This window comes from Microbacterium pasadenense (assembly GCF_047246565.1).
Lineage (GTDB): Bacteria > Actinomycetota > Actinomycetes > Actinomycetales > Microbacteriaceae > Microbacterium.
Window position 1 is genome coordinate 32,905 of the sequence record NZ_JBFOKN010000005.1, and the last position, 21,397, is coordinate 54,301.

Genomic DNA, 21,397 nt, shown 5'->3' on the forward strand with positions numbered 1-21,397 from the left:
AGTGAGCGCGGTCACCCCGTCAGAGCCCGGGGAGTCCGTCGGTGCCGTCGAACGGCGCGTCGAGCGACCGCGTGAGCTCGTCGAGCATCGCGGCGATCTGCGGCTCGACGTACTGCCCCACCGCCGCCTGGATCCGCAGCCGGTGGCGCAGCAGGATCGTGCACACCTCGCGCCCGACCATGCTCGCGTACTCGTCGGCGAGCCGGACCTCCTGCCGGAGCGCGGCCTTCGCCTCCTCGCTCAGCGGCGGAAGGGCGGGGACGACGGCATCCGCCTCCTCCGCGAGGCCGCCGATCGTGAAGAGGAAGGGGGCGCCGGGAACGGGGTCGGGATCGAGCGGCAGACCCTCGAACTCCGGCTCGAGGCCCTCCGCCGGGCGGTAGCTGCGCGAGCGGTTGCGGTTCGCCTGCTGGTCGAGCTCCGCCTGCAGCATCGGCAGGTTGCGCGAGGTGTACTGGGCGACAGCGTGGTCGACGATCGTCTTCACCCGGGTCGACAGTCCGTGCTGCACGCCGTGCGGCACGTCGGAGCCGAGCCCCGCCGCCGACAGGACCGGCGAGCCGAGGCAGCGTCGACACGGGGCGACTCGTCCGCGATGGGTCGCCGGCTCCCATCGGGGCAGCCAGCGCAGCCAGGCGTCCACCGCCTGGCTGACCTGCGTCTCGAGCGAACGCTCCACGCCACCATTGTCGCGGACATCAGCGGAAAAGTGGTGCAGCGACGGCGGGCGGATGCCGGTGCCGCCGTCACTCGTCGGCGTCGTCCTCCCACGGCCACCGCGGCCGGCCCGATCGGGTGCGGACCAGCGCCACCCCGCACCACGCGGCCACGAACGCGGCCAGGAGCAGGACGACGGCGAAGATCGAGAGGGCGAACTCCCCCGCGGCGCCGATCGCGCGCGCCGGATCGATGCCCGCGAAGAACCCGCCCACGACGATACCGGCGAGGTAGGCCGCGAACGTGGCGACGCCGACCCACAGCGCCGCGGGGTAGCGGCCGCGACGGGTGGCGCCCCACACCGTCGCGGCGAACGCGACGCCCGCCAGGACCATCGCGACGATGCCCGGTGCGTGGCCGAGGTCGGGGGTCGCGATGACGTCGCGGCCGGCGAACAGGCTCGTGAATCCGAACCCGCAGATCGCGAGCGACGCGAACCCGACCGTGGCGAAGAACGCCGCCACCGGCGGCGTCACTCCACGGCCGGGCTCGTCCATCAGTACTGGTGCAGCTGCGGTCCCGCTTCGAGCGTGCGCTCGTACTCGCGCTGCGCCTCGGCGTTGAGCTCGGTGACGCGGCGGCCGCGGGCGGCGACCCAGGCGCCGAACCAGATGGTGATCTCGCGGCCGAGGATGAACGCGACGATCGCCAGCGGCGCGAGCAGCTGCTCGCCGACCAGCGCCGCGGCCTCGGAGGGCGCGACCGCCCAGAACGGCGCCTCGAACAGCTGACCCAGCAGGTACCCGCCGTACGAGACCGCACCGACCAGCAGGCCGAGGATCACCCAGAGGCCCCAGCGGCCGCGGTTGATGAAGGCGCCCAGCAGCCAGAAGCCGAGGAAGAAGACGGCCACGGGGACCCAGAACGCCCAGGTCCCGAGCGTCGCGAGCGCTTCACCCGGAAGGTCGGCGACGTCCATGCCGCCGTCGAGGGCGGCGAAGCCCAGGCTCGCGGCGAGGTACAGGAGGGCGAACAGCAGGGCGGCGAGCAGGCCGATCGCGCCGGCCGCGGCGCGGTTCCCGCGGGGGCGGGGCGCCTCGGGTGCCTGCACGAAGATCGGCTGCTGCGAGTAGACGGCGGTGGGTGCCGGAGCCGCGGCATCCGCCTGACGCGTGTCGGCGTCCGTGCCGGCGTCGGTGTCACGGTCCCCACGGGGCCGCTCGGCGGGCTCCGTCGGCGTGACCGTGGTGGGCGTCTGGTCGGCGTGCGCGTACGCGGTCGTCGCGGGCTCGGCGGCGTCCGCGTCGGCCGTCGAGGTCGTCGGCGCGGGGACGGCTGCGGGCGCGGCGCTCGCCGAGCCCTCGGCCACGGTCTCGGACGTGTCGGGCTGCGGGCGGTACAGCGGCTCGCTGCTCACGGCGGAGGCGGTCACCGCGTCGTCGTCGGCGTACTTGCCGTAGTCGATGCTGAGGTCGGAGCCGCGATCGGCCACGGAGAACGACCGGTCGCCGCGCTCGCGGTCGGCGGCGCGAGAGGCCGCCTCGGCCTCGGCGAGGCTGTCGTTGGCGCTGCCGACGACGTCGTCGACGGCGGGCGCCTCGCTCGACGTGGTCTCATCGACCGGCTCTCCGTAGGCGGTTTCGCGGGTCGTGTCGTCGCGCTCGCCGGACTGGGGGTCGCTCATGTGCCGTGTACTCCTCACGCGGCAGCGCGCGCCACCGCACCAGGAAGCGTATCGTCGCGGGTCCCGGCGGCCGCGCAGGCGTGCCGTCGTGTCTCGACGCGGGATCAACGGCGGGTGGCGCAGCCGGGCGCCCGCGCCGCCCCGACGTATCGTGGGGACCATGATGATCCGCGCGCGCCGACTGACCGCGACCGCCCTGGTCGCCGTCGCGCTCGCAATGGGCGGATGCGCGCCGGAGCCGGGCGCGGATGCCTCCGGCGAGCCGACGCCGACGGCGACGGCGACCCCCTCCCCGACACCCACGCCCGCCCCGGTCGCCGACTTCCCGTACGGCCCGTCGACGTCGACGACAGCTCTGCCGCAGGACTGCGAGACCATCCTCACCGACGAGATCCTCGCCTCGCTCGACGGCATCCCGCTGAACGCGCCCGGCATGGGCGGCGGCATCCGCCCCGACAGCAGCCGCGTATGCGTCTGGGCCGACCCGGGCGCCAGCATGACCCGTCTCGTCACGGTCGTCGGCTATGCGCCGAAGAACCCCGCGATCGATGCGATGAACGAGCTTGCCGACGACGAGGGCTTCGTCTGCTACGCCCCCGACGAGGGAGTGCGCTGCGAGAAGACGTGGGAGGACGACACCCTCGGCCTGCCGCAGGGACGCACCATCTACTACCGCGACGGGGTCGCCGTCGACACGCAGTACTCCAACCTCACCCCGCAGGGCTACACGACCGCCATCGTGCAGGCGCTGTGGCCGGAGGGCTGACCACGGGTCAGTCCGCCGACGCCCAGACGCCGTCCGCGACGCGCGCGGCGTACGCGGTGGGATGCCAGGCGTCCTGCGACGTCGACACCCAGATCCCCGCGGCGGCCTCGAGCGTCTCGAGCAGCTCCCCGTCGGTGCGTGTGCACAGCATCCGCCCGGCGTGCGCCGCGCACTCGAACCCCGAGGACGGCAGCGACGCCGCCGCGATGGCACCGGCGTCCGTCGGCACCGTCGCGATCGTGGTGGAGACGGTGCCGGCGTCGGAGGTCCAGCGGCAGGTCATCATGACCTGCGGAGACAGCGCCTCGACGAGCGCCGGGGCGTCGAACCCGGGGGCGTCGACGGACGCCGTCAGCTCAGCCCCTTCCGTGAAGCGGAGTGTCGCCCACATCGCGTTGTCGTACAGGTCCCGGCACTGCGTGGGGAGTCCGGTGTCGCCGGAGTCGGCGGGCGCGTCGGCCGGCTCGGCCGCATCGACCGGGGCGGCGGCATCCGGGTCGATGGCGCGCTGCACCTGACCGACCGCGCCGGCCACCCAGCCGGTCGCGGCGGGGAACACCGGCGCAGCGAGCACCGCGAGCGCGACCACCACCGCCGTGCAGACGATGCCCACGAACCACGCGAAGACCGTGTTGCGTCCCCCCACCCGAGCCATGCCCTCCACCGTAGGGCCGACCGTGCCGGGGCGGCGCGCGCCGCTCCGGCGGCCGCCGCGAACAGCACAGGACCCCCGCGGATCGAGATCCTCGGGGGTCCTGTGTCAGTCGCTCACGCGTCGGGTCAGTTGTAGGTGCCCGGCGTGAAGTCGTCCGTCGAGAAGCTGTCGAAGTCGACGTAGCTCAGGTCGGCGTCGCTGTAGGCGCCGTCCGAGGCGAAGATGCGGTTGGGGTACCGCTCGCTCTTCGCCTCCTCCGTCGCCTCGACCGCGACGTTGCGATACTTCGCAAGACCGGTTCCGGCGGGGATGAGCTTTCCGATGATGACGTTCTCCTTGAGGCCGACGAGCGGGTCGCTCTTGCCCTCCATGGCCGCCTGCGTCAGGACGCGGGTGGTCTCCTGGAACGACGCTGCGGACAGCCACGATTCGGTCGCGAGCGACGCCTTCGTGATACCCATCAGCTCGGGGCGGCCGGACGCGGGACGCTTGCCCTCGGCGACAGCCTCGCGGTTCATCTGCTGGTAGCGCTTGAAGTCGACCAGCTCACCGGGCAGCAGGGTGGTCTCGCCGTGGTCGACGACGGTGACCTTCCGCAGCATCTGGCGGACGATGACCTCGATGTGCTTGTCGTGGATCGGGACACCCTGCGAGCGGTAGACGCCCTGGACGCCGCCGACGAGGTACTTCTGCACCTCGCGGGCACCCATGACGCGCATGACCTCCTTGGGGTCCAGCGTGCCGACCTGCAGCGGCTGACCGACCGTGACGCGCTGGCCGTCCTCGACGAGGAGGGTGGCGCGCTTGAGGACCGGGTAGACGTGCGGCTCGTCGCCGTTGTCGGGCGTCAGGATGACCTTCTTGGCCTTGTCGGTCTCGTCGATCTTGATGACGCCGTCAGCCTCGGCGATCGGGGACGCACCCTTGGGGGTACGAGCCTCGAACAGCTCCTGCACACGGGGAAGACCCTGCGTGATGTCGTCTGCCGACGCGGAACCACCGGTGTGGAACGTGCGCATCGTCAGCTGGGTGCCGGGCTCGCCGATCGACTGGGCCGCGATGATGCCGACGGCCTCGCCGATGTCGACGAGCTTGCCGCTGGCCAGCGAACGGCCGTAGCACTTCGCGCAGACGCCGACGGCGGAGTCGCAGGTGAGCACCGAACGGACCTTGATGGTCTCGATGCCGCCGGCGACCAGCTTGTCGATGAGCACGTCGCCCACATCGTCGCCGGCCTCGGCCAGGACGATTCCCTGCGCGTCGACGACGTCGGCGGCGAGGGTACGGGCGAACACCGAGTTCTCGACGTTCGCGTCGCGGACGAGCGTGCCGTCCGCGCCGGGAGCGGCGATGGTGAACTCCAGGCCCTTCGACGTGCCGCAGTCCTCCTCGCGGATGATGACATCCTGCGAGACGTCCACGAGACGACGGGTGAGGTAGCCCGAGTCGGCGGTACGGAGGGCCGTGTCGGCCAGACCCTTACGGGCACCGTGCGTCGCGATGAAGTACTCCGCCACCGACAGACCCTCGCGGTACGAGGAGATGATCGGACGGGGGATGATCTCACCCTTGGGGTTGTTCACCAGGCCTCGCATACCCGCGATGTTGCGGATCTGCAGCCAGTTACCACGGGCGCCCGAGCTCACCATGCGGTTGATGGTGTTGTCGGCCGGGAAGTTGTCCCGCATCGCCTTCTGGACCTCGTCGGTCGCCTCGGTCCAGATCTTGATGAGCTCCTGGCGACGCTCGGCGTCGGTCGTGAGACCCTTCTCGAACTGGCCCTGGACCTTCGCGGCCTGCTTCTCGTAGGCCCCGACGATCTCCTTCTTGTTCGGCGGCGTGAGGACGTCGCTCAGCGCGACGGTCACACCCGAACGAGTGGCCCAGTAGAAGCCGGCGTCCTTGATCCGGTCGAGGGATGCCGCGACCTCGGTCTTCGGGTACTCCTCGGCCAGCTTGTTGACGATCTGCGACAGCTTGCCCTTGTCGGCCTGCTCGCGAACGAACGGGTAGCCCTTGGGGAGCGTGTCGTTGAAGATCGCCTGACCGAGCGACGCGTCGACCAGACCGTGACGCTCGTAGCCCTCGGGCGCTTCGCCCTCGAGGAACGTCAGGCCGGGGACGCGGATGCGGACCTTGGCCTGCAGGTCGAGGGTGCCCTCGTCCTTCGCCAGGATCGCCTCGCCGACCGAGCCGAACACGCGGCCCTCACCGGCTGCGCCCTCCTTGAGGGTCGTCAGGTGGTGCAGACCGATGATCATGTCCTGCGAGGGCAGGGTCACCGGGCGGCCGTCCGACGGCTTCAGGATGTTGTTCGACGCGAGCATCAGCACGCGGGCCTCGGCCTGGGCCTCGACCGACAGCGGCAGGTGCACGGCCATCTGGTCACCGTCGAAGTCCGCGTTGAAGGCGGCGCAGACGAGCGGGTGCAGCTGGATGGCCTTGCCCTCGACGAGCTGCGGCTCGAAGGCCTGGATGCCCAGGCGGTGCAGGGTGGGTGCACGGTTGAGCAGCACGGGACGCTCGCGGATGATCTCCTCGAGCACGTCCCAGACCTCGGGACGGGTGCGCTCGACGGCGCGCTTGGCCGCCTTGATGTTCTGCGAGTGACCGAGGTCGATCAGGCGCTTGATCACGAACGGCTTGAAGAGCTCCAGCGCCATCTGCTTCGGCAGACCGCACTGGTGCAGCTTGAGCTGCGGGCCGACGATGATGACCGAACGTCCCGAGTAGTCGACGCGCTTGCCGAGCAGGTTCTGGCGGAAGCGGCCCTGCTTGCCCTTCAGCATGTCGCTGAGGGACTTGAGGGCGCGGTTGCCGGTACCGGTGACGGGACGACCGCGGCGACCGTTGTCGAACAGGGCGTCGACGGCCTCCTGCAGCATCCGCTTCTCGTTGTTGACGATGATCTCGGGGGCACCGAGGTCGATCAGACGACGAAGACGGTTGTTGCGGTTGATCACGCGACGGTACAGGTCGTTCAGGTCGCTGGTGGCGAAGCGGCCACCGTCGAGCTGGACCATCGGGCGCAGCTCCGGCGGGATCACCGGGACGACGTCGAGGACCATCGAAGCCGGGCTCATGCCGGTCGACAGGAACGAGTTGACGACCTTCAGGCGCTTGATCGCGCGGATCTTGCGCTGACCCTTGCCCTCGGAGATCTGCAGGTGCAGCGACTCGGCCTCGGCGGCCAGGTCGAACGCCTCGAGACGACGCTTGATCGACTCGGCGCCCATGTAGGCCTCGAAGTACTGCCCGAAGCGGTCCTGCAGCTCCTGGAAGATGTCGTCTTCCTGCTTGAGCTGGCCGACCTCGAGGTTGCGGAACTCGTCCCACATGCGCTCGAGCTTGGCGACCTGCTCGTCACCGCGCTTGCGGATCGTCGCCATCTCCTTCTCGGCGGCGTCCTTGACCTTCTTCTTCTGGTCGGCCTTGGCACCTTCCTCCTCGAGCGCGGCGAGCTCCTCCTCCAGCGTCTGGAGGCGAGCGGCGATACGCGCGTCGCGGCGGTCGGCGAGGTTCTTCATCTCGAGGCGGAGGTTCGACTCGTGGGTCGGCAGGTCGCGGTGACGCGCGTCCTCGTCGACCGAGATGACCATGTACGCGGCGAAGTAGATGACCTTCTCGAGGTCCTTCGGCGCCATGTCCAGCAGGTAGCCCAGGCGCGACGGGACGCCCTTGAAGTACCAGATGTGGGTGACGGGAGCGGCGAGCTCGATGTGGCCCATGCGCTCACGGCGGACGGAGGACTTGGTGACCTCCACGCCGCAGCGCTCGCAGACGATGCCCTTGAAGCGGACGCGCTTGTACTTGCCGCAGGCGCACTCCCAGTCGCGCGAGGGGCCGAAGATCTGCTCGCCGAACAGACCGTCCTTCTCGGGCTTCAGGGTGCGGTAGTTGATGGTCTCGGGCTTCTTGACCTCACCGAAGGACCAACGACGGATGTCGTCGGCGGTGGCGAGACCGATGCGAAGCTGATCGAAGGTGTGTGACTCGAGCACTGATTCTCCTGTGTCGGAATTCTGTTCGTTACCGGGCCGGGTCAGATCTCGTCGATCGACGTCGACTCGAACCGGGTGGAGATGTTGATGCCGAGCTCTTCCGCCGCGCGGAAGGCCTCGTCGTCACTGTCACGCAGGTTCACCTCGGTGCCGTCGGCCGAGAGGACCTCGACGTTCAGGCAGAGGGACTGCATCTCCTTCATGAGGACCTTGAACGACTCCGGGATGCCGGGCTCCTGGATGTTCTCGCCCTTGACGATCGCCTCGTAGACCTTGACGCGGCCGACGATGTCGTCCGACTTGATCGTGAGGAGCTCCTGGAGCGCGTATGCGGCGCCGTAGGCCTCGAGGGCCCACACCTCCATCTCACCGAAGCGCTGGCCGCCGAACTGCGCCTTACCACCGAGCGGCTGCTGGGTGATCATCGAGTACGGACCGGTCGAGCGGGCGTGGATCTTGTCGTCCACGAGGTGGTGCAGCTTCAGGATGTACATGTAGCCGACCGAGATGGGAGCCGGGAACGGCTCGCCCGAGCGACCGTCGAACAGCGCGGCCTTGCCGGAGCTGTCGATGAGGCGCTCGCCGTCGCGGTTGAGGTTCGTCGAGTCGAGGAGACCCGCGATCTCCTGCTCGAAGGCACCGTCGAACACGGGGGTGGCGACCTTCGTGCCGGGCGCAGCCTCACGGGCCTGCTCGGGCAGCTTCGCTGCCCACTCCGGAGAGCCGTCGACCTTCCAGCCCTGCTTGGCGACCCACCCGAGGTGGGTCTCGAGGACCTGGCCGAAGTTCATTCGTCCGGGGATGCCGAGCGGGTTCAGGACCACGTCGACGGGCGTGCCGTCGGCGAGGAACGGCATGTCCTCGACGGGGAGGATCTTCGCGATGACGCCCTTGTTGCCGTGACGGCCGGCGAGCTTGTCGCCCGCGGTGATCTTGCGCTTCTGGGCGATGTAGACCACGACGCGGCGGTTGACGCCCGAGCCGAGCTCGTCGTCGCCGTCTTCGGCGTTGAACTCCTTGACGGCGATGATCGTGCCCTGCTCGCCGTGGGGCACCTTCAGCGAGGTGTCACGGACTTCACGGCTCTTCTCGTTGAAGATCGCGCGCAGCAGGCGCTCCTCGGCGGACAGCTCGGTCTCGCCCTTGGGCGTGACCTTGCCGACGAGGATGTCGCCGGGGCGGACCTCGGCGCCGATGCGGATGATGCCGCGGTCGTCCAGGTCCTTCAGCAGGTCCGGGCTGACGTTGGGGAGGTCACGGGTGATCTCCTCCTTGCCGAGCTTGGTGTCGCGGGCGTCGACCTCGTACTCCTCGATGTGGATCGAGGAGAGGGTGTCGTTCTTCACGAGCTCCTGGCTGAGGATGATCGCGTCCTCGAAGTTGTGACCCTCCCACGTCATGAAGGCGACGAGGAGGTTCTTGCCGAGGGCGAGCTCGCCCTCTTCGGTCGCAGGACCGTCGGCGATGACCTCGCCGGCCTCGATGCGCTCACCCGCGGAGACGACCACGCGCTGGTTGTACGACGTGCCCTGGTTGGAGCGGTCGAACTTGCGGAGGAAGTAGTCCTTCGTGCCGCCCTCGTCGAGCTGGACGGTGACCACGTCTGCGGAGACCTCGGTGACGACACCGGCCTTGTCGGCGGTGACGACGTCACCGGCGTCGATGGCGGCGTAGCCCTCCATACCGGTTCCGACGATCGGCGACTCGCTGCGCAGCAGCGGGACGGCCTGACGCTGCATGTTCGCACCCATGAGGGCGCGGTTCGCGTCGTCGTGCTCGAGGAACGGGATGAGCGAGGTCGCGACCGACACCATCTGGCGGGGCGAGACGTCCATGTAGCCGATCTCGTCGACCGGGAACAGGTCGACCTCGCCACCCTGGCCACGGCGGGCCAGGACGCGGTCGTTGGCGAACGTGCCGTCGGCGGTCAGCTCGGCGCCGGCCTGAGCGACGATGAAGTCGCTCTCTTCGGCGGCGGTGAGGTAGTCGATCTGCTCGGTGACCTTGCCGGAGACGACCTTGCGGTACGGCGTCTCGATGAAGCCGAACGCGTTGATCCGCGCGAAGGATGCGAGCGAGCCGATGAGGCCGATGTTCGGGCCTTCCGGCGTCTCGATCGGGCACATGCGGCCGTAGTGCGAGGGGTGGACGTCACGGACCTCGACGCCGGCCCGCTCGCGCGAGAGGCCGCCGGGGCCGAGCGCCGACAGACGACGCTTGTGGGTCAGACCCGCGAGCGGGTTGTTCTGGTCCATGAACTGCGACAGCTGCGACGTGCCGAAGAACTCCTTGATCGCCGCCACGACGGGGCGGACGTTGATCAGGGTCTGCGGCGTGATCGCCTCGATGTCCTGCGTGGTCATGCGCTCGCGGACGACGCGCTCCATGCGCGACAGACCGGTGCGGACCTGGTTCTGGATGAGCTCGCCGACGGCGCGGATGCGACGGTTGCCGAAGTTGTCGATGTCGTCGACGTCCAGGCGGATCTCGGCGGGCTTGCCGCTGCGGACGCCGTCGTAGCTGACGTCGCCGCGGTGCAGGCGGACCAGGTACTTGATCGTCGCGACGATGTCGTCGACGGTCAGGACCGAGTCGGACAGCGGCTTGTCGAGACCGAGCTTCTGGTTGATCTTGTAGCGACCGACCTTGGCGAGGTCGTAGCGCTTCGCGTTGAAGTAGAAGTTGTCCAGCAGAGCGCGGGCAGCCTCGGCGGCGACCTGCTCGCCCGGACGGAGCTTGCGGTAGATGTCGCGGAGCGCGTCCTCCTTGGTGAGGATCGTGTCCTTCTCGAGGGTCTCCTCGATCGAGCTGAAGCCCGCGAACTCGCTCATGATGTCTTCGGTGGTGAGGCCGAGGGCCTTGAGGAAGACGGTGACCGACTGCTTGCGCTTGCGGTCGATGCGCACGCCGACCTGGTCGCGCTTGTCGATCTCGAACTCGAGCCAGGCGCCGCGGCTGGGGATGACGCGCGCCGAGACGATATCCTTGTCGCTCGTCTTGTCGGGCGTCTTGTCGAAGTAGACACCGGGCGAGCGGACCAGCTGCGAGACGACGACGCGCTCGGTGCCGTTGATGATGAAGGTGCCGCGCGCGGTCTGGAGCGGGAAGTCGCCCATGAAGACCGTCTGCGTCTTGATCTCACCGGTGAGGTGGTTCATGAACTCGGCCTCGACGTACAGCGGGGCGGCGTACGTCTTGCCGCGCTCCTTGCACTCCTCGATCGAGTACTTCTCGGGCTCGAGGTACGGGTTCGTGAACGAGAGCTGCATCGTCTCGCCCAGATCCTCGATCGGCGAGATCTCCTCGAAGATCTCCTCGAGGCCGCTGATCTCGGGGACGTCGGTGCGACCGGCGGCCTGCGCCTCGGCGACGCGCGACTTCCACTGCTCGTTGCCGACGAGCCAGTCGAACGACTCGGTCTGCAGCGCGAGAAGGTCAGGGACCGTCAGCGTGTCGGAGATCTTGGCGAACGACAGACGCGAAGCGTTGCGGCCGTTCTTGTAGGTGGTGGTGGAAGTTGCGTTGCGCGCAGCAGCCAAGGGGATTACCTCCGTGAGCCCGGGGAGGGCTGGTTTCCTTGTCGTCAGGTGGAGTACTCCCACATCTGTTCACCTGCGGCACGCGCCGACGGATATCCGCCGGGGGCACAGGCACAAGCCGACCACCATATGAGGGCATGTAGAGGGGAGCGCAACTACCTACTATAGGACGAACGACGCGCCGTGTCCAGCCGGATCGTTGACGAGTTCGGAATGCTGCGGTATAACCCCGGATGCCTCTGGCGCGATCCGGCGCGCACCACCATGATGTGCTCATGGTTGGGGAACCTCACCCCGTGATCCGCACACCTGATCAGCGGATCCGGGTCTTCATCAGCTCCACCCTGCGCGAATCGGCACCCGAGCGGATCGCGGCACGCGCAGCCGTCGAGCGGCTCGGTCTGGCGCCGGTGATGTTCGAGCTGGGCGCGCGTCCGCATCCGCCGCGCGCGCTGTACCGCTCCTACCTGCAGCAGAGCGACGTGTTCGTGGGGGTGTACGCCGAGAGCTACGGCTGGGTGGCGCCGGGCGAGGAGATCTCGGGGCTCGAGGACGAGTACCGTCTCGCCCCGCGGGACATGCCGAAGCTGATCTACGTGAAGCGCGTCGCGCGCCGCGAGGAGCGTCTCGATGCCCTGATCGGACGCATCCGCGACGACGACACCGCCGCCTATCTGCCCTTCGACGATCCCGCCGAGCTGGAGGGGCGGATCGCCACCGATCTCGCGGTCCTCCTCGCGGAGCGGTTCGACGAGTCGCGTCGCGGCGCCCTTCCCGGCGACGGCGACGCCGACACCGTCCTCGCCGCGAGGGTGCCGACGCCCTACACCGCGACGATCGGGCGCTCCGCCGACATCGCCGCCGTGTCGGCCCTGCTGACCGGCGACGACCGGCTCGTCAGCCTCATCGGCCCCGGCGGCATCGGCAAGAGCCGGCTGGCGATCGAGGTGAGCCGGTCGCTGAGCGGGGCCTTCCCCGACGGCGTCTACTTCATCCCGCTCGAGAACGTGCTCGAGTCCGGGCTGCTCCTGCCGACGATCGCGTACTGCCTCGGCATCCGCGACAACGGCGAAGCCTCCCTCGAGGAACGCCTCTCGCGCGCGCTGGAAGGCAGGCGGGTGCTCCTCGTGCTCGACAACTTCGAGCAGATCGTCGAGGCGGCGCCGGTCCTCATGCGCCTGTTCACCGTCGCGCCCGACGCGACCTTCCTCGTCACGAGCCGCATCGTGCTGCGGGTGCGGGGCGAGCGCGTCTACGACGTGCAGGCGCTCACGGTCCCCGAACCGAACGCCCCCGCCACGCTCGACCGTGCGGCCGCGTCCACCGCGTGCGCGCTGTTCGTCGACCGGGCGACCGCCACCAAGCCGGGTTTCGCCCTCACCGACGACAACGTGGGCGCGGTGATGGACATCTGCCGCCGCCTCGAAGGGCTGCCGCTGGCGGTCGAACTGGCGGCGGCGAAGGTGCGGATGCTGTCGCCGAAGGCGATCGCGGACCGGCTGGGGCAGGCGCTCCCCCTGCTCACCGCGGCGGTGCGCGACCTGCCGGACCGGCACCGGACGATGCGGGCGACGCTCGAGTGGAGCGTGAGCCTGCTGCCGCACGACCACCGGGCGCTGCTCGAGGACCTCGGCGTGTTCGCGGAGCGGTTCACCCTCGAGGCCGTCGAGGCGCTCGGGCAGGGCCGCTCCTGGGACGGACAGGCGGTGGACGCCCTCGCCTCGCTCATCGACAGCTCACTCGTCACGCAGACCGATATGGCGGGGCGCGGCGTCCTCTCCCTGCTCGCCATCGTCCGGGAGTACGCCATCGGCCGACTCAAGGAGCACGGTGAGGCCGATCTGATGCGCGGCGCCCACGCCGACTACTACCTGTCCCTCGTGTCGACCCTCGCGCCTCGGCTGCGCGGCGACGGTCAGGAGGAGACGATCGCCGAGCTCGGCGTGCAGCACGCGAACCTCCGGGCCGCCGTCCGCCACCTCGTCTACGTCGACCGCCTCGACGACGCGGCGAGCCTGACCTGGTCGCTCCTCATCTACTGGTGGATCATGGGCCTGTTCGCGGCCGTGCGGGTCTGGATGCTCGAGCTGCTCGGCAAGGACAAGCCCATCCGGCAGCACACCCGCGCGGTCGCCTGGTTCTTCGCCCTGTGGGGCGAGCTCTGGCAGCGACCGGCGCAGGAGGTCGTCGCCGGGCTGGGCGAAGTGGTGCGCCTGTTCACCGAGAGCGGCGACGAGGATGCCGCGGCGATGGCCTTCGCCGCACGCGCCACGGCGCGCGTGCAACTGGCCGACCCCGACATCGACCTGGCGGAGCGCGAGCTGACGGCGGCGGTGGACCGGCTGCACGCGGTCGGCAACGGGTGGGGCGAGGCGATCTCGCGGGTGTCGCTCGCCCGCGTCGCCTGGCTGCGGGGGTCGATCGACGACGCGCTGTCGCACCTGGAGCGCGCGACGCGCATCGCGGCGGGCGGGGGCGACCTGTTCACGCGGTCGATCGCCGGGAACCAGCGCGGCCGGCTGCTCATCGTCCGGGGCGACACCGAGGAGGCGGAGCGCGTCTTCGTGCGCACCCTGCTCGACTCGCTGCGCCTCCATCACGAGGAGGGCATCGCGTACGGGCTCGAGGGGCTGTGCGCGATCGCCGCCGCCCGCGGCGAGGCCCGGCGGGCCGGCGAGCTCTCGGCGGTGGCGAGCGCGATCCGGCATCGCGTGGGCGTGTTCGACGTCGAGGCCTTCACGGTGCACGCGCTGTCGCTCGATGCCGCGCGCGCCGCCGATCCGGACGGCGTCGCGGCCGGTGAGGCGGCCGGGACCGAGCTCACGCTGGCGGAGGCGGTGGCCCGGGCGCTCCCCGACGCGGCCCTGCCGGCGGCACGCGAGGCGATGGCGCGCTGGTAGCCGTCGGCGGCGGGGTGTCCGGCTGCCGCCGGCCCGGGATGGAGGACCCGGACCGGCGGATCCGGCGCCGCTCCGCTCCCGAAACGCGTGGGCGCCGTGCCCTGATCGATGCCGCTGGAAGGAGGCTCAGCGGGATCGGTTCGAGCCTAGGGCGGCCGGGATCGTCGATGAGCTCCGCGGCCCGATCATGTCGATGAGATCTCTCTCATCCATGGGTCTCGGGCCGGGTCACTTCCACTGCCAGGTGGCCAGCACGGACTGCGCGAGGGCGTCCCGGTCCTCCTGGGGCACGTCGGGGCTGAAGGAGAACGTGACGATGTGGGTCTGTCCGGCATCCGTCAGGTAGTACTGGTCGATCGTGTACTCGACGCCCTCGGGCGAGGCGAAGCCGGCGGTGAGGTGCGCCGACTCGACGCCTCCGGCGGTGACGCGGTCGAGCACGGTCACGTCGGTCGCGCCGACGTTCTCGAGCTCCGCGACCCCGTCGGACTCGACCTGCTCGGGCGTGATCTCGCCCGCCGGCGAGGTGATGACGTTCAGGTTGTCTGTGAAGTCGTCGGTGTCGGTGAGGTCCGCCGAGAACATCGTCTCGTCGTACCCCTCGGGCGCCTCCTCCGGGAAGCCCCACCCCTCGGGCGTGGAGAAGACGTACGCGTCGCCCTCGACGGTGCCTCCCGCGGCCGGCGCGACGGCGGGCGCACTGGCCGTGGGCGCCTGCGACTCCTCGACCTCGGGCGCCGCCGTCGAGCATCCCGCGAGGGCGATCGCGGAGGCGAGGACGAGGCCGGCGGCGGCGGATGCGATGGACGGTGCGATGCGGGGCATGCTTCGAACCCTACGCGGGGTCAGAAACCCGCGAGGGGCCTTGCGGACCGCAGCCGCAGCCGTGTACCCGGTCGCGCCTGGGCGAGCAGGTCCCGCGCGGCATCCGTCACGACGGCGATCACGGGGTAGCCGCCCGTCACCGGACCGTCGGGTCCGAGGATCACGGGGCGGCCGCTCGGCGGGACCTGCAGCGCGCCGGGCAGCATGCCCTCGCTCGGCAGCTCGCCGCCTCGGCGGCGCTCGAGGACGGGGCCGTCCAGGCGGATGCCGACCCGGTCGGCTGCCGCCGTGACCGTCCATTCCGCGGTGTGGAGCAGGTCGACGGCCGCCGGCTCGAACCAGTCGGCGCGCGGGCCGGGCGCCACCGGCAGGTCGAGCACATCAGGCGGCGGTCCCCACGGGTGGAGGTCCTCCGGCGGGATCGGGCCCGCTGCGTCGTGCTCGATGCCGAGGGCGTCGCCGGCGCGCAGCGGCGGCGGACCCAGCCGGGCGAGCGTGTCGGTCGCCCGTGACCCGAGGACGGCGTCGGCGGCGATGCCGCCGCGGACGGCGAGGTAGGCGCGGACGCCCGCCGCGAAGGCGTCGAGCTGGAGTTCGCTGCCCGCCGGCCACGGCAGGGCGGTGTACGGGTCGACGCCGCGACCGTCCAGGCGGATGCCGCCCCACGCGCCGGTCACCGCGATCCAGAGGTCGGCGTGCGCGACGGCGCGGAACCCGCCGAGGGTGATCTCCAGCCCGGCGGCGTCCTCGCGGTTCCCGATGAGCCGGTTGGCGGTGCGGAGGGCCGCGCGGTCCGCCGCGCCCGAGAGGGCGACGCCCTCGGCGAGGTGGCCCGGGCGGCCCTGGTCCTGCACGGTCGCCAGGAGCCCCGGAGCGGTGACGGTCAGGGCGGGCTGCGGCGCCGGGGCCGGCGCGGCGCTCGGAGGCGGAGACCCGAGCCGCGTCGCGGGTCCGGCGGCGGGAGGCGGAGAGCCGAGCTTCGTCGCGGGTCCGGCGGCGGGAGGGCGCTCGACGAAACGCACCCGCGCCCCGGGCAAGAGGAGGGCCGGGCGCTCGGCCGACGTGTCGAACAGCGGCGCGGGAGTCGTCCCGATGAGCCGCCAGCCTCCCGGCGTCTCCCGCGGGTACGCGCCGCTGAACGAGCCGGCCAGCCCGACGGATCCCGCCGGGACCCGGGTGCGCGGGGTCTCCAGGCGCGGCACGTCGAACGGCCAGTCGTCGCTGACGAGGTACGCGAAGCCCGGTGCGAATCCGGTGAAGGCCACCGTCCACCGCGCCGCTCGATGTCGGTCGATCAGGTCCGGGACCCCGACCCCGAGGACGGCTGCCGTCTCCGCCAGGTCGGCGCCGTCGTAGACGATCGGCACCTCTACCTCTACCTCGGCCTCTACCTCGGCCTCTACCTCGGCCTCGGCCGGAGTCACCGGGCCCGCCGACGTGTCCTCGCGTCGCCCGCCGGACCGCTCGGCATCCGCCAGCCACGCGCGCGTCGCCGACGGCAGCAGAGCCGGGTCGACGCGCACGAGGATCGTGCGGGCGGCCGGGACGAGGTCGACCACGCCGGGCGGCCGCGTCGCCGCGAGACGGGCGTACAACGCGAGCACGTCCGCGAGCGAGTCGACCTCGACGAGGAGCGCGCGCTCGCCGAACGGCAGGATCACCATGGCGCGCGCACCGCGATGCCGGCCTCATCGAGCGCGGCGCGGACCGCCCGGGCCATCGCGACGGCCCCGGGCGAGTCGCCGTGCACGCAGAGCGACGCGGCATCCGCACGCACGGTCGACCCGTCGACGGCGTCGACCACGCCCTCGCGCGCCAGGCGCACCGCCCGGGCGGCGACGACCGCCGGATCGCCGAGCAGGGCGTTCGGCGAGGTGCGCGGCACGAGGGCGCCGGTCGGGAGATACGCGCGGTCGAGGAAGGCCTCGCGGACGAACGGCAGCCCGGCGGACTCCGCCGCCCGGACGATCTCGCCGTCGAGCCCCAGCACCGGCAGCACCCGTCCGAGGTCGCTCGACACGTCGGCGACCGCGGCGGCGACGGCGGCCGCCGCATCCGCGCTCCGCGTGACGACGTGGTAGAGCGCGCCGTGCGGCTTGACGTACCGGACGGCGGCACCCGCGGTCGCGAGCGCCGCGATCTGCCCCCGCACCTGACGGCGCAGCAGATCGGGGGCGACGTCGAGGGCGGTCCGCCCGAAGCCGGCCCGGTCCTCGAACGACGGGTGCGCGCCGATCGCGACGTCGGCGCGGGCTGCGCGGGCGACGGCATCCGTCATGGACGCCGTGTCACCGGCATGTCCACCGCACGCGACGGAGGCGCTGGAGATCACGGCGAACATGGCCTCGTCGTCGGCCGTCGGGATGCCGTCGACGGTCTCGCCGAGGTCCGCGTTGAGGTCGATCGTCGCCATGCGCCCACGGTACCGCCGCGCCCGGAGCCGCCGCCGGAAGGTTCGCGCCGCCGGATGACGGCGAGCGCCGGCCAGGTCTCCGGACGCCGCACCGAACCGCCACCCTGCACGAGGCGGTGCAGCGGCCGCGGTCCCGTCCGCAAGACGCAAGGCCCGTCCGCAAGACGGTGGAGCGGCGGCGTCCCGGGCCGTAGTGTCGGCACCGATGCCGGGGACGGGCTCCGGCCGGAAGGACCTCTCATGGCGTTCATCACCGTCGCGACGGAGAACTCGGTCGATGTCGAGCTCTTCTACACCGACCAGGGCAGCGGCCAGCCCGTCGTCCTCATCCACGGGTTCCCCCTCAACGGCGAATCGTGGGGCAAGCAGCAGGCCGCCCTCCTCGAGGCCGGGTACCGGGTCATCGCCTACGACCGGCGCGGATTCGGGGCATCGACCAAGACGGCGACCGGCTCCGACTACGACACGTTCGCGGCGGACCTGCACGCGCTGATCGAGGACCTCGACCTCGAGGACGCCGTCCTCGTCGGGTTCTCGATGGGGACCGGCGAGGTCGCCCGGTACCTGTCGCGGTACGGCACGAGCCGGATCGCGCGGGTCGCGTTCCTCGGCTCGCTCGAGCCGTTCCTCCTGATCACCGACGACAACCCCGACGGGGCCGGCGACCAGGCGTTCTTCGACGGGACCGCCGCCGCGGTGCGGGACGACCGGTACGCCTTCCTCACCGCGTTCTTCCGCGACTTCTACAACCTCGACGACACCCTCGGCGAGCGCATCTCGCAGGAGGCCGTCGACGCCTCGATCGCCGTCGCCAACCTGGCAGGCAACGCCGCCATCGCTGCGGCGCCGCTGGCGTGGCCGACGGACTTCCGCGCGGACATCGCCGAGGTGACGGTGCCGGCGCTCATCGTGCACGGCACGGCGGACAACATTCTGCCGATCGACGCCACGGCGCGGAAGTTCCGGACCCTCCTGCCGGATGCCGAGTACGTCGAGATCGAGGGGGCGCCGCACGGCCTGCTCTGGACCCACGGCGCCGAGGTGAACGAGGTGCTGCTGCGGTTCCTGGCGGGGGGCGACGACCCGCAGTCGTGAGGGCCGCGCGGTCGGCCGCACGAGGCTGCGCGAAGCGCGGGCTCGCATCGCGGGCCCGCGTGATCTCCCCCGCGGCCCGTGCTGCTCGGAAGCTCGGAACGGATGCCGCGGCGGCTCGGCCCGGCGGCTCGGCCGGCGGCATCCGTTCCGCTCCGTGATCGTGCCTTCTCACGGACGCCCCCGCTCTGCCACGATGGGGCGGGACGCGAGGGGGATGCGATGACGGATGCCACCGGCAACACGGCCGAGGCGACGGCCGGCACGACGCGGTCGATGGTCGCCGATGCGGGCCTGTCGCAACGGCTCGTCGACGGCTACATGCGGACGGCACGGGGTTCCGTCTGGGTGATCGTGGCCGTGTGCGTGTTCATCGCCGCCGGGATGTTCGCCCTGACGGGCAATCCGCGATCGTTGACGGCCACGGCCGTGCCGGCGGTCGTCCTGGTCGCGGTGTACGTCCTCCTGCGCCGGTATGCCGCCGGGCAGCTGCGGCGCGCGACAGCCGCCGCCTACCCTGTCGGCGAGGAGATCACGCTCACCGTCTCACCCGACGGCATCGGCATGACGACGGCGACGGGCCGCAGCGACGTGCGGGCGGCCGCGATCCGGAAGGTGACCGTGTCGGGCGAGGCGGCCGTCCTGCGCCTCGCGCGCATGCCCGGCGCGTCGGCTGCCGTCATCCCGCGCGCCCTCCTCACCGATGAGGACATCGCCGTGCTGCGCCGCGGCCGCTCCTCGCGCTGAGACTGCCGGCGTTTCGCCCGGCGGCAGGCAGGCGGTTGCCTCGCGAGGCCGTCAGCCGACGACGGCGGCGTCCGGGATGCGGGCGCGCATGACGGTGACCGCGTCGGCGCTGTGGTCGACCAGGACGGCGTCCCGGCCGAGGGCGGCCGCGACCGCGCCGGTGGTCCCGGAGCCGGCGAACAGATCGAGGACCCGGTCCCCCGGGCGGCTGGACGCCTGCACGATCCGGCGGAGGATCCCCTCGGGCTTCTGCGTCGGGTAGCCCGTCTTCTCCCTGCCCGAGGTGGGCACGATCGTGTGCCACCAGACATCGGTGGGCAGCTTGCCCCGCGCCGCCTTCTCGGGCGTCACCAGACCGGGCGCCATGTAGGGCTCGCGGTCGACGGCATCCGAGTCGAAGAAGTAGCCCGACGGATTCTTGACGTACACGAGGATCGTGTCGTGCTTGCTCGGCCACCGCCTGCGCGACTTCGCGCCGTAGTCGTACGCCCAGATCAGCTCGTTGAGGAAGCAGTCGCGGCCGAACACGGCGTCCAGCATGACCTTCGCGTAGTGCGCCTCGCGGTAGTCGAGGTGCAGGTACAGGGTGCCGTCGTCGGCCAGCAGACGCCACGCTTCGCGCAGGCGCGGCTCGAGGAAGCCCCAGTAGTCGTCGAACCGGTCGTCGTAGAGGCGCAGCGCGCCGCGGGTGCGGGCGTACGAGGTGCCGCGGAAACCGCCCTTCACCGGTGCGCCGACCGGGACAGCCGCCGGTGCTCCGGCCGGAGCGGCGGCCGCGGGGTCGGGGATCAGGTCCGGCAGCCGGCCACCGTGACGGAGATCCGACGGACCGGATGCCGCCGAAGCCCGGGATTCCGCGGGCGCGCCCGAGGCCGGGGCCGGAAAGTCCGTCGCGCGTGCCGGGCGGGCCCGGGTCGCGGACTCGATCGCCCGTTCCTGCGTCCGGCCCGTGTTGAACGGCGGATCCAGATAGACGAGGGTGAACGCGCCGTCCGGCAGTCGCCGCGCGACGTCGAGGTTGTCGCCGAGATGGATCTCGACGGTCACGGGACGCGCTGCAGCCAGGCGTCCGTGGCGAACTTGCTCTCGACGAGCGCCTCCGCCTCGGCGTACTCCTCCGGCGAGATGGACCCGCTCCGGGCGCCGTACAGCGACGCGAACGTCTCCTTCAGCCGCTCGATGATCTCCGCACGCGGCAGCCCGGTCTGGCTGCGGAGCGGATCGACGCGCTTGGCGGCCGACGTCGTCCCCTTGTCGGAGAGCTTCTCGCGCCCGATCCGCAGCACCTCGGTCAGCACCTGACCGTCCATGTCGTAGCTGAGCGTCGCGTGGTGCAGCACTCCCCCGTTGGCGAGCCGCTTCTGCGCGGCGCCGCCGATCTTGCCCTTCGGGGAGGAGATGTCGTTGAGCGGCTGGTAGGTCGCGTCGACGCCGAGCGAGCGCAGCGCGTGCAGCACCCAGTCGTCGAGGAACGCGTACGAGTCGGCGAACGTCATGCCGGCGACCAGCTCCGCGGGGACGTACAGCGAGTAGGTCACGATCGAGCCGGCGGCCATCAGCATCGCACCGCCGCCGGAGATGCGGCGGACGACCTGGAAGCCGTGCCTGGCCGCGCCCTCGGGGTCGACCTCGTTGCGCAGCGACTGGAACGAGCCGATCACGACGGCGGACTCGTCCCACTCCCAGATGCGCAGCGTCGGCCTGCGGCGACCGTCGCCGACGCGGCTCGTCAGCACCTCGTCGAGGGCGAGGTTCATCGCCGGCGAGACGGCCTTCTCGTGGATGATCTCCCACTCGAACTCGGTCCATCCCGGCGCCACGATCAGCGCGCGGCGGATCGCCGTGCCGACCGATTCCGGGGTGAAGCCGAGCAGCTGCGCACCGGGGGGCAGGGCCGCCCGGACCGCGGCGGCGATCGTCGCGACGTCCGCCTCGACCGGCAGGCCGGTCACCGCCGCGTCGATGTCGGCGAGCGCGTCGTCGGGTTCGAGGAAGAAGTCGCCCGCGAGGTGGAAGTCCGCGATGCGGCCGTCCGCGACCTCGAGATCGACGACGACCAGCTTGCCGCCAGGGACCTTGTATTCGCCGTGCATGGTTCCATTCTCCCGCTCGTTCGGG

Annotated in this window: 15 protein-coding genes; 4 read left to right on the forward strand and 11 right to left on the reverse strand. The window is 71.2% G+C overall.

The window, feature by feature from the left end; all coding sequences use genetic code 11:
• Positions 1-19: 19 nt before the first annotated feature.
• From AB3M83_RS13045 to AB3M83_RS13055, 3 genes are all read right to left on the reverse strand, one after another.
• Complete coding sequence (locus tag AB3M83_RS13045) at positions 20-679, reverse strand: spermidine/putrescine ABC transporter substrate-binding protein (protein ID WP_412948849.1); 660 nt, start codon at positions 677-679, stop codon at positions 20-22.
• Between the two features lie 67 nt (positions 680-746).
• The gene (locus AB3M83_RS13050; protein ID WP_412948851.1) at positions 747-1,214 is read right to left on the reverse strand and encodes a DUF6121 family protein; all 468 of its coding nucleotides are present in this window, start codon (positions 1,212-1,214) and stop codon (positions 747-749) included.
• A complete protein-coding gene (locus tag AB3M83_RS13055; protein WP_412948852.1) occupies positions 1,214-2,341 on the reverse strand; it encodes an ABC transporter in 1,128 nt (375 codons plus the stop codon). Before AB3M83_RS13055 ends, AB3M83_RS13050 begins: the two co-directional genes overlap by 1 nt.
• Positions 2,342-2,501: 160 nt before the next feature.
• Here AB3M83_RS13055 and AB3M83_RS13060 point away from each other — a divergent pair, with 160 nt between their 5' ends.
• On the forward strand, positions 2,502-3,107 hold the full coding sequence (locus AB3M83_RS13060; RefSeq protein WP_412948854.1) for a hypothetical protein: 606 nt from the start codon (positions 2,502-2,504) through the stop codon (positions 3,105-3,107).
• Between the two features lie 7 nt (positions 3,108-3,114).
• On the opposite strand, the gene AB3M83_RS13065 is transcribed toward AB3M83_RS13060, so the two are convergent.
• The 3 genes from AB3M83_RS13065 to rpoB form a co-directional block, all read right to left on the reverse strand.
• Positions 3,115-3,762: a hypothetical protein gene (locus AB3M83_RS13065; protein ID WP_412948855.1), complete on the reverse strand. Its 648-nt coding sequence runs from the start codon at positions 3,760-3,762 to the stop codon at positions 3,115-3,117.
• Between the two features lie 125 nt (positions 3,763-3,887).
• Positions 3,888-7,763, reverse strand: coding sequence for a DNA-directed RNA polymerase subunit beta' (rpoC, locus tag AB3M83_RS13070; protein ID WP_412948857.1), 3,876 nt, complete (start codon positions 7,761-7,763; stop codon positions 3,888-3,890).
• Positions 7,764-7,804: 41 nt separating this feature from the next.
• Positions 7,805-11,302, reverse strand: a complete 3,498-nt coding sequence (gene rpoB / locus AB3M83_RS13075; RefSeq protein ID WP_412948858.1) for a DNA-directed RNA polymerase subunit beta — start codon at positions 11,300-11,302, stop codon at positions 7,805-7,807.
• A 296-nt stretch (positions 11,303-11,598) separates the two neighbouring features.
• Here rpoB and AB3M83_RS13080 point away from each other — a divergent pair, with 296 nt between their 5' ends.
• Positions 11,599-14,202: an ATP-binding protein gene (locus AB3M83_RS13080; protein WP_412948859.1), complete on the forward strand. Its 2,604-nt coding sequence runs from the start codon at positions 11,599-11,601 to the stop codon at positions 14,200-14,202.
• Positions 14,203-14,430: 228 nt separating this feature from the next.
• On the opposite strand, the gene AB3M83_RS13085 is transcribed toward AB3M83_RS13080, so the two are convergent.
• The 3 genes from AB3M83_RS13085 to pxpA are packed head-to-tail and all read right to left on the reverse strand — an operon-like array spanning position 14,431 to position 17,440.
• Complete coding sequence (locus tag AB3M83_RS13085) at positions 14,431-15,027, reverse strand: hypothetical protein (protein ID WP_412948860.1); 597 nt, start codon at positions 15,025-15,027, stop codon at positions 14,431-14,433.
• 20 nt (positions 15,028-15,047) lie between these two features.
• Positions 15,048-16,691: a 5-oxoprolinase subunit B/C family protein gene (locus AB3M83_RS13090; protein ID WP_412948862.1), complete on the reverse strand. Its 1,644-nt coding sequence runs from the start codon at positions 16,689-16,691 to the stop codon at positions 15,048-15,050.
• Positions 16,685-17,440 carry a 5-oxoprolinase subunit PxpA gene (gene pxpA / locus AB3M83_RS13095; RefSeq protein WP_412948864.1) on the reverse strand — a complete coding sequence of 252 codons (756 nt, stop codon included), beginning with the start codon at positions 17,438-17,440 and terminating at the stop codon, positions 16,685-16,687. Before pxpA ends, AB3M83_RS13090 begins: the two co-directional genes overlap by 7 nt.
• Before the next feature lie 240 nt (positions 17,441-17,680).
• On the opposite strand from pxpA, the gene AB3M83_RS13100 reads away from it, so the two are divergent.
• Together AB3M83_RS13100 and AB3M83_RS13105 are read left to right on the forward strand one after the other, a co-directional pair.
• Entirely contained in the window at positions 17,681-18,535 is an 855-nt protein-coding gene (locus tag AB3M83_RS13100) for an alpha/beta fold hydrolase (protein WP_412948865.1), read from the forward strand.
• A gap of 219 nt (positions 18,536-18,754) precedes the next feature.
• Positions 18,755-19,279, forward strand: coding sequence for a hypothetical protein (locus AB3M83_RS13105; RefSeq protein ID WP_412948867.1), 525 nt, complete (start codon positions 18,755-18,757; stop codon positions 19,277-19,279).
• A 51-nt stretch (positions 19,280-19,330) separates the two neighbouring features.
• Here the strand turns inward: AB3M83_RS13105 and AB3M83_RS13110 are convergent, their stop codons facing one another.
• Together AB3M83_RS13110 and lplAB are read right to left on the reverse strand one after the other, a co-directional pair.
• Positions 19,331-20,326, reverse strand: coding sequence for a DNA-methyltransferase (locus AB3M83_RS13110; RefSeq protein ID WP_412948868.1), 996 nt, complete (start codon positions 20,324-20,326; stop codon positions 19,331-19,333).
• Positions 20,323-21,372: a lipoate-protein ligase LplAB gene (gene lplAB, locus AB3M83_RS13115; protein ID WP_412948869.1), complete on the reverse strand. Its 1,050-nt coding sequence runs from the start codon at positions 21,370-21,372 to the stop codon at positions 20,323-20,325. Before lplAB ends, AB3M83_RS13110 begins: the two co-directional genes overlap by 4 nt.
• Positions 21,373-21,397 lie beyond the last annotated feature (25 nt).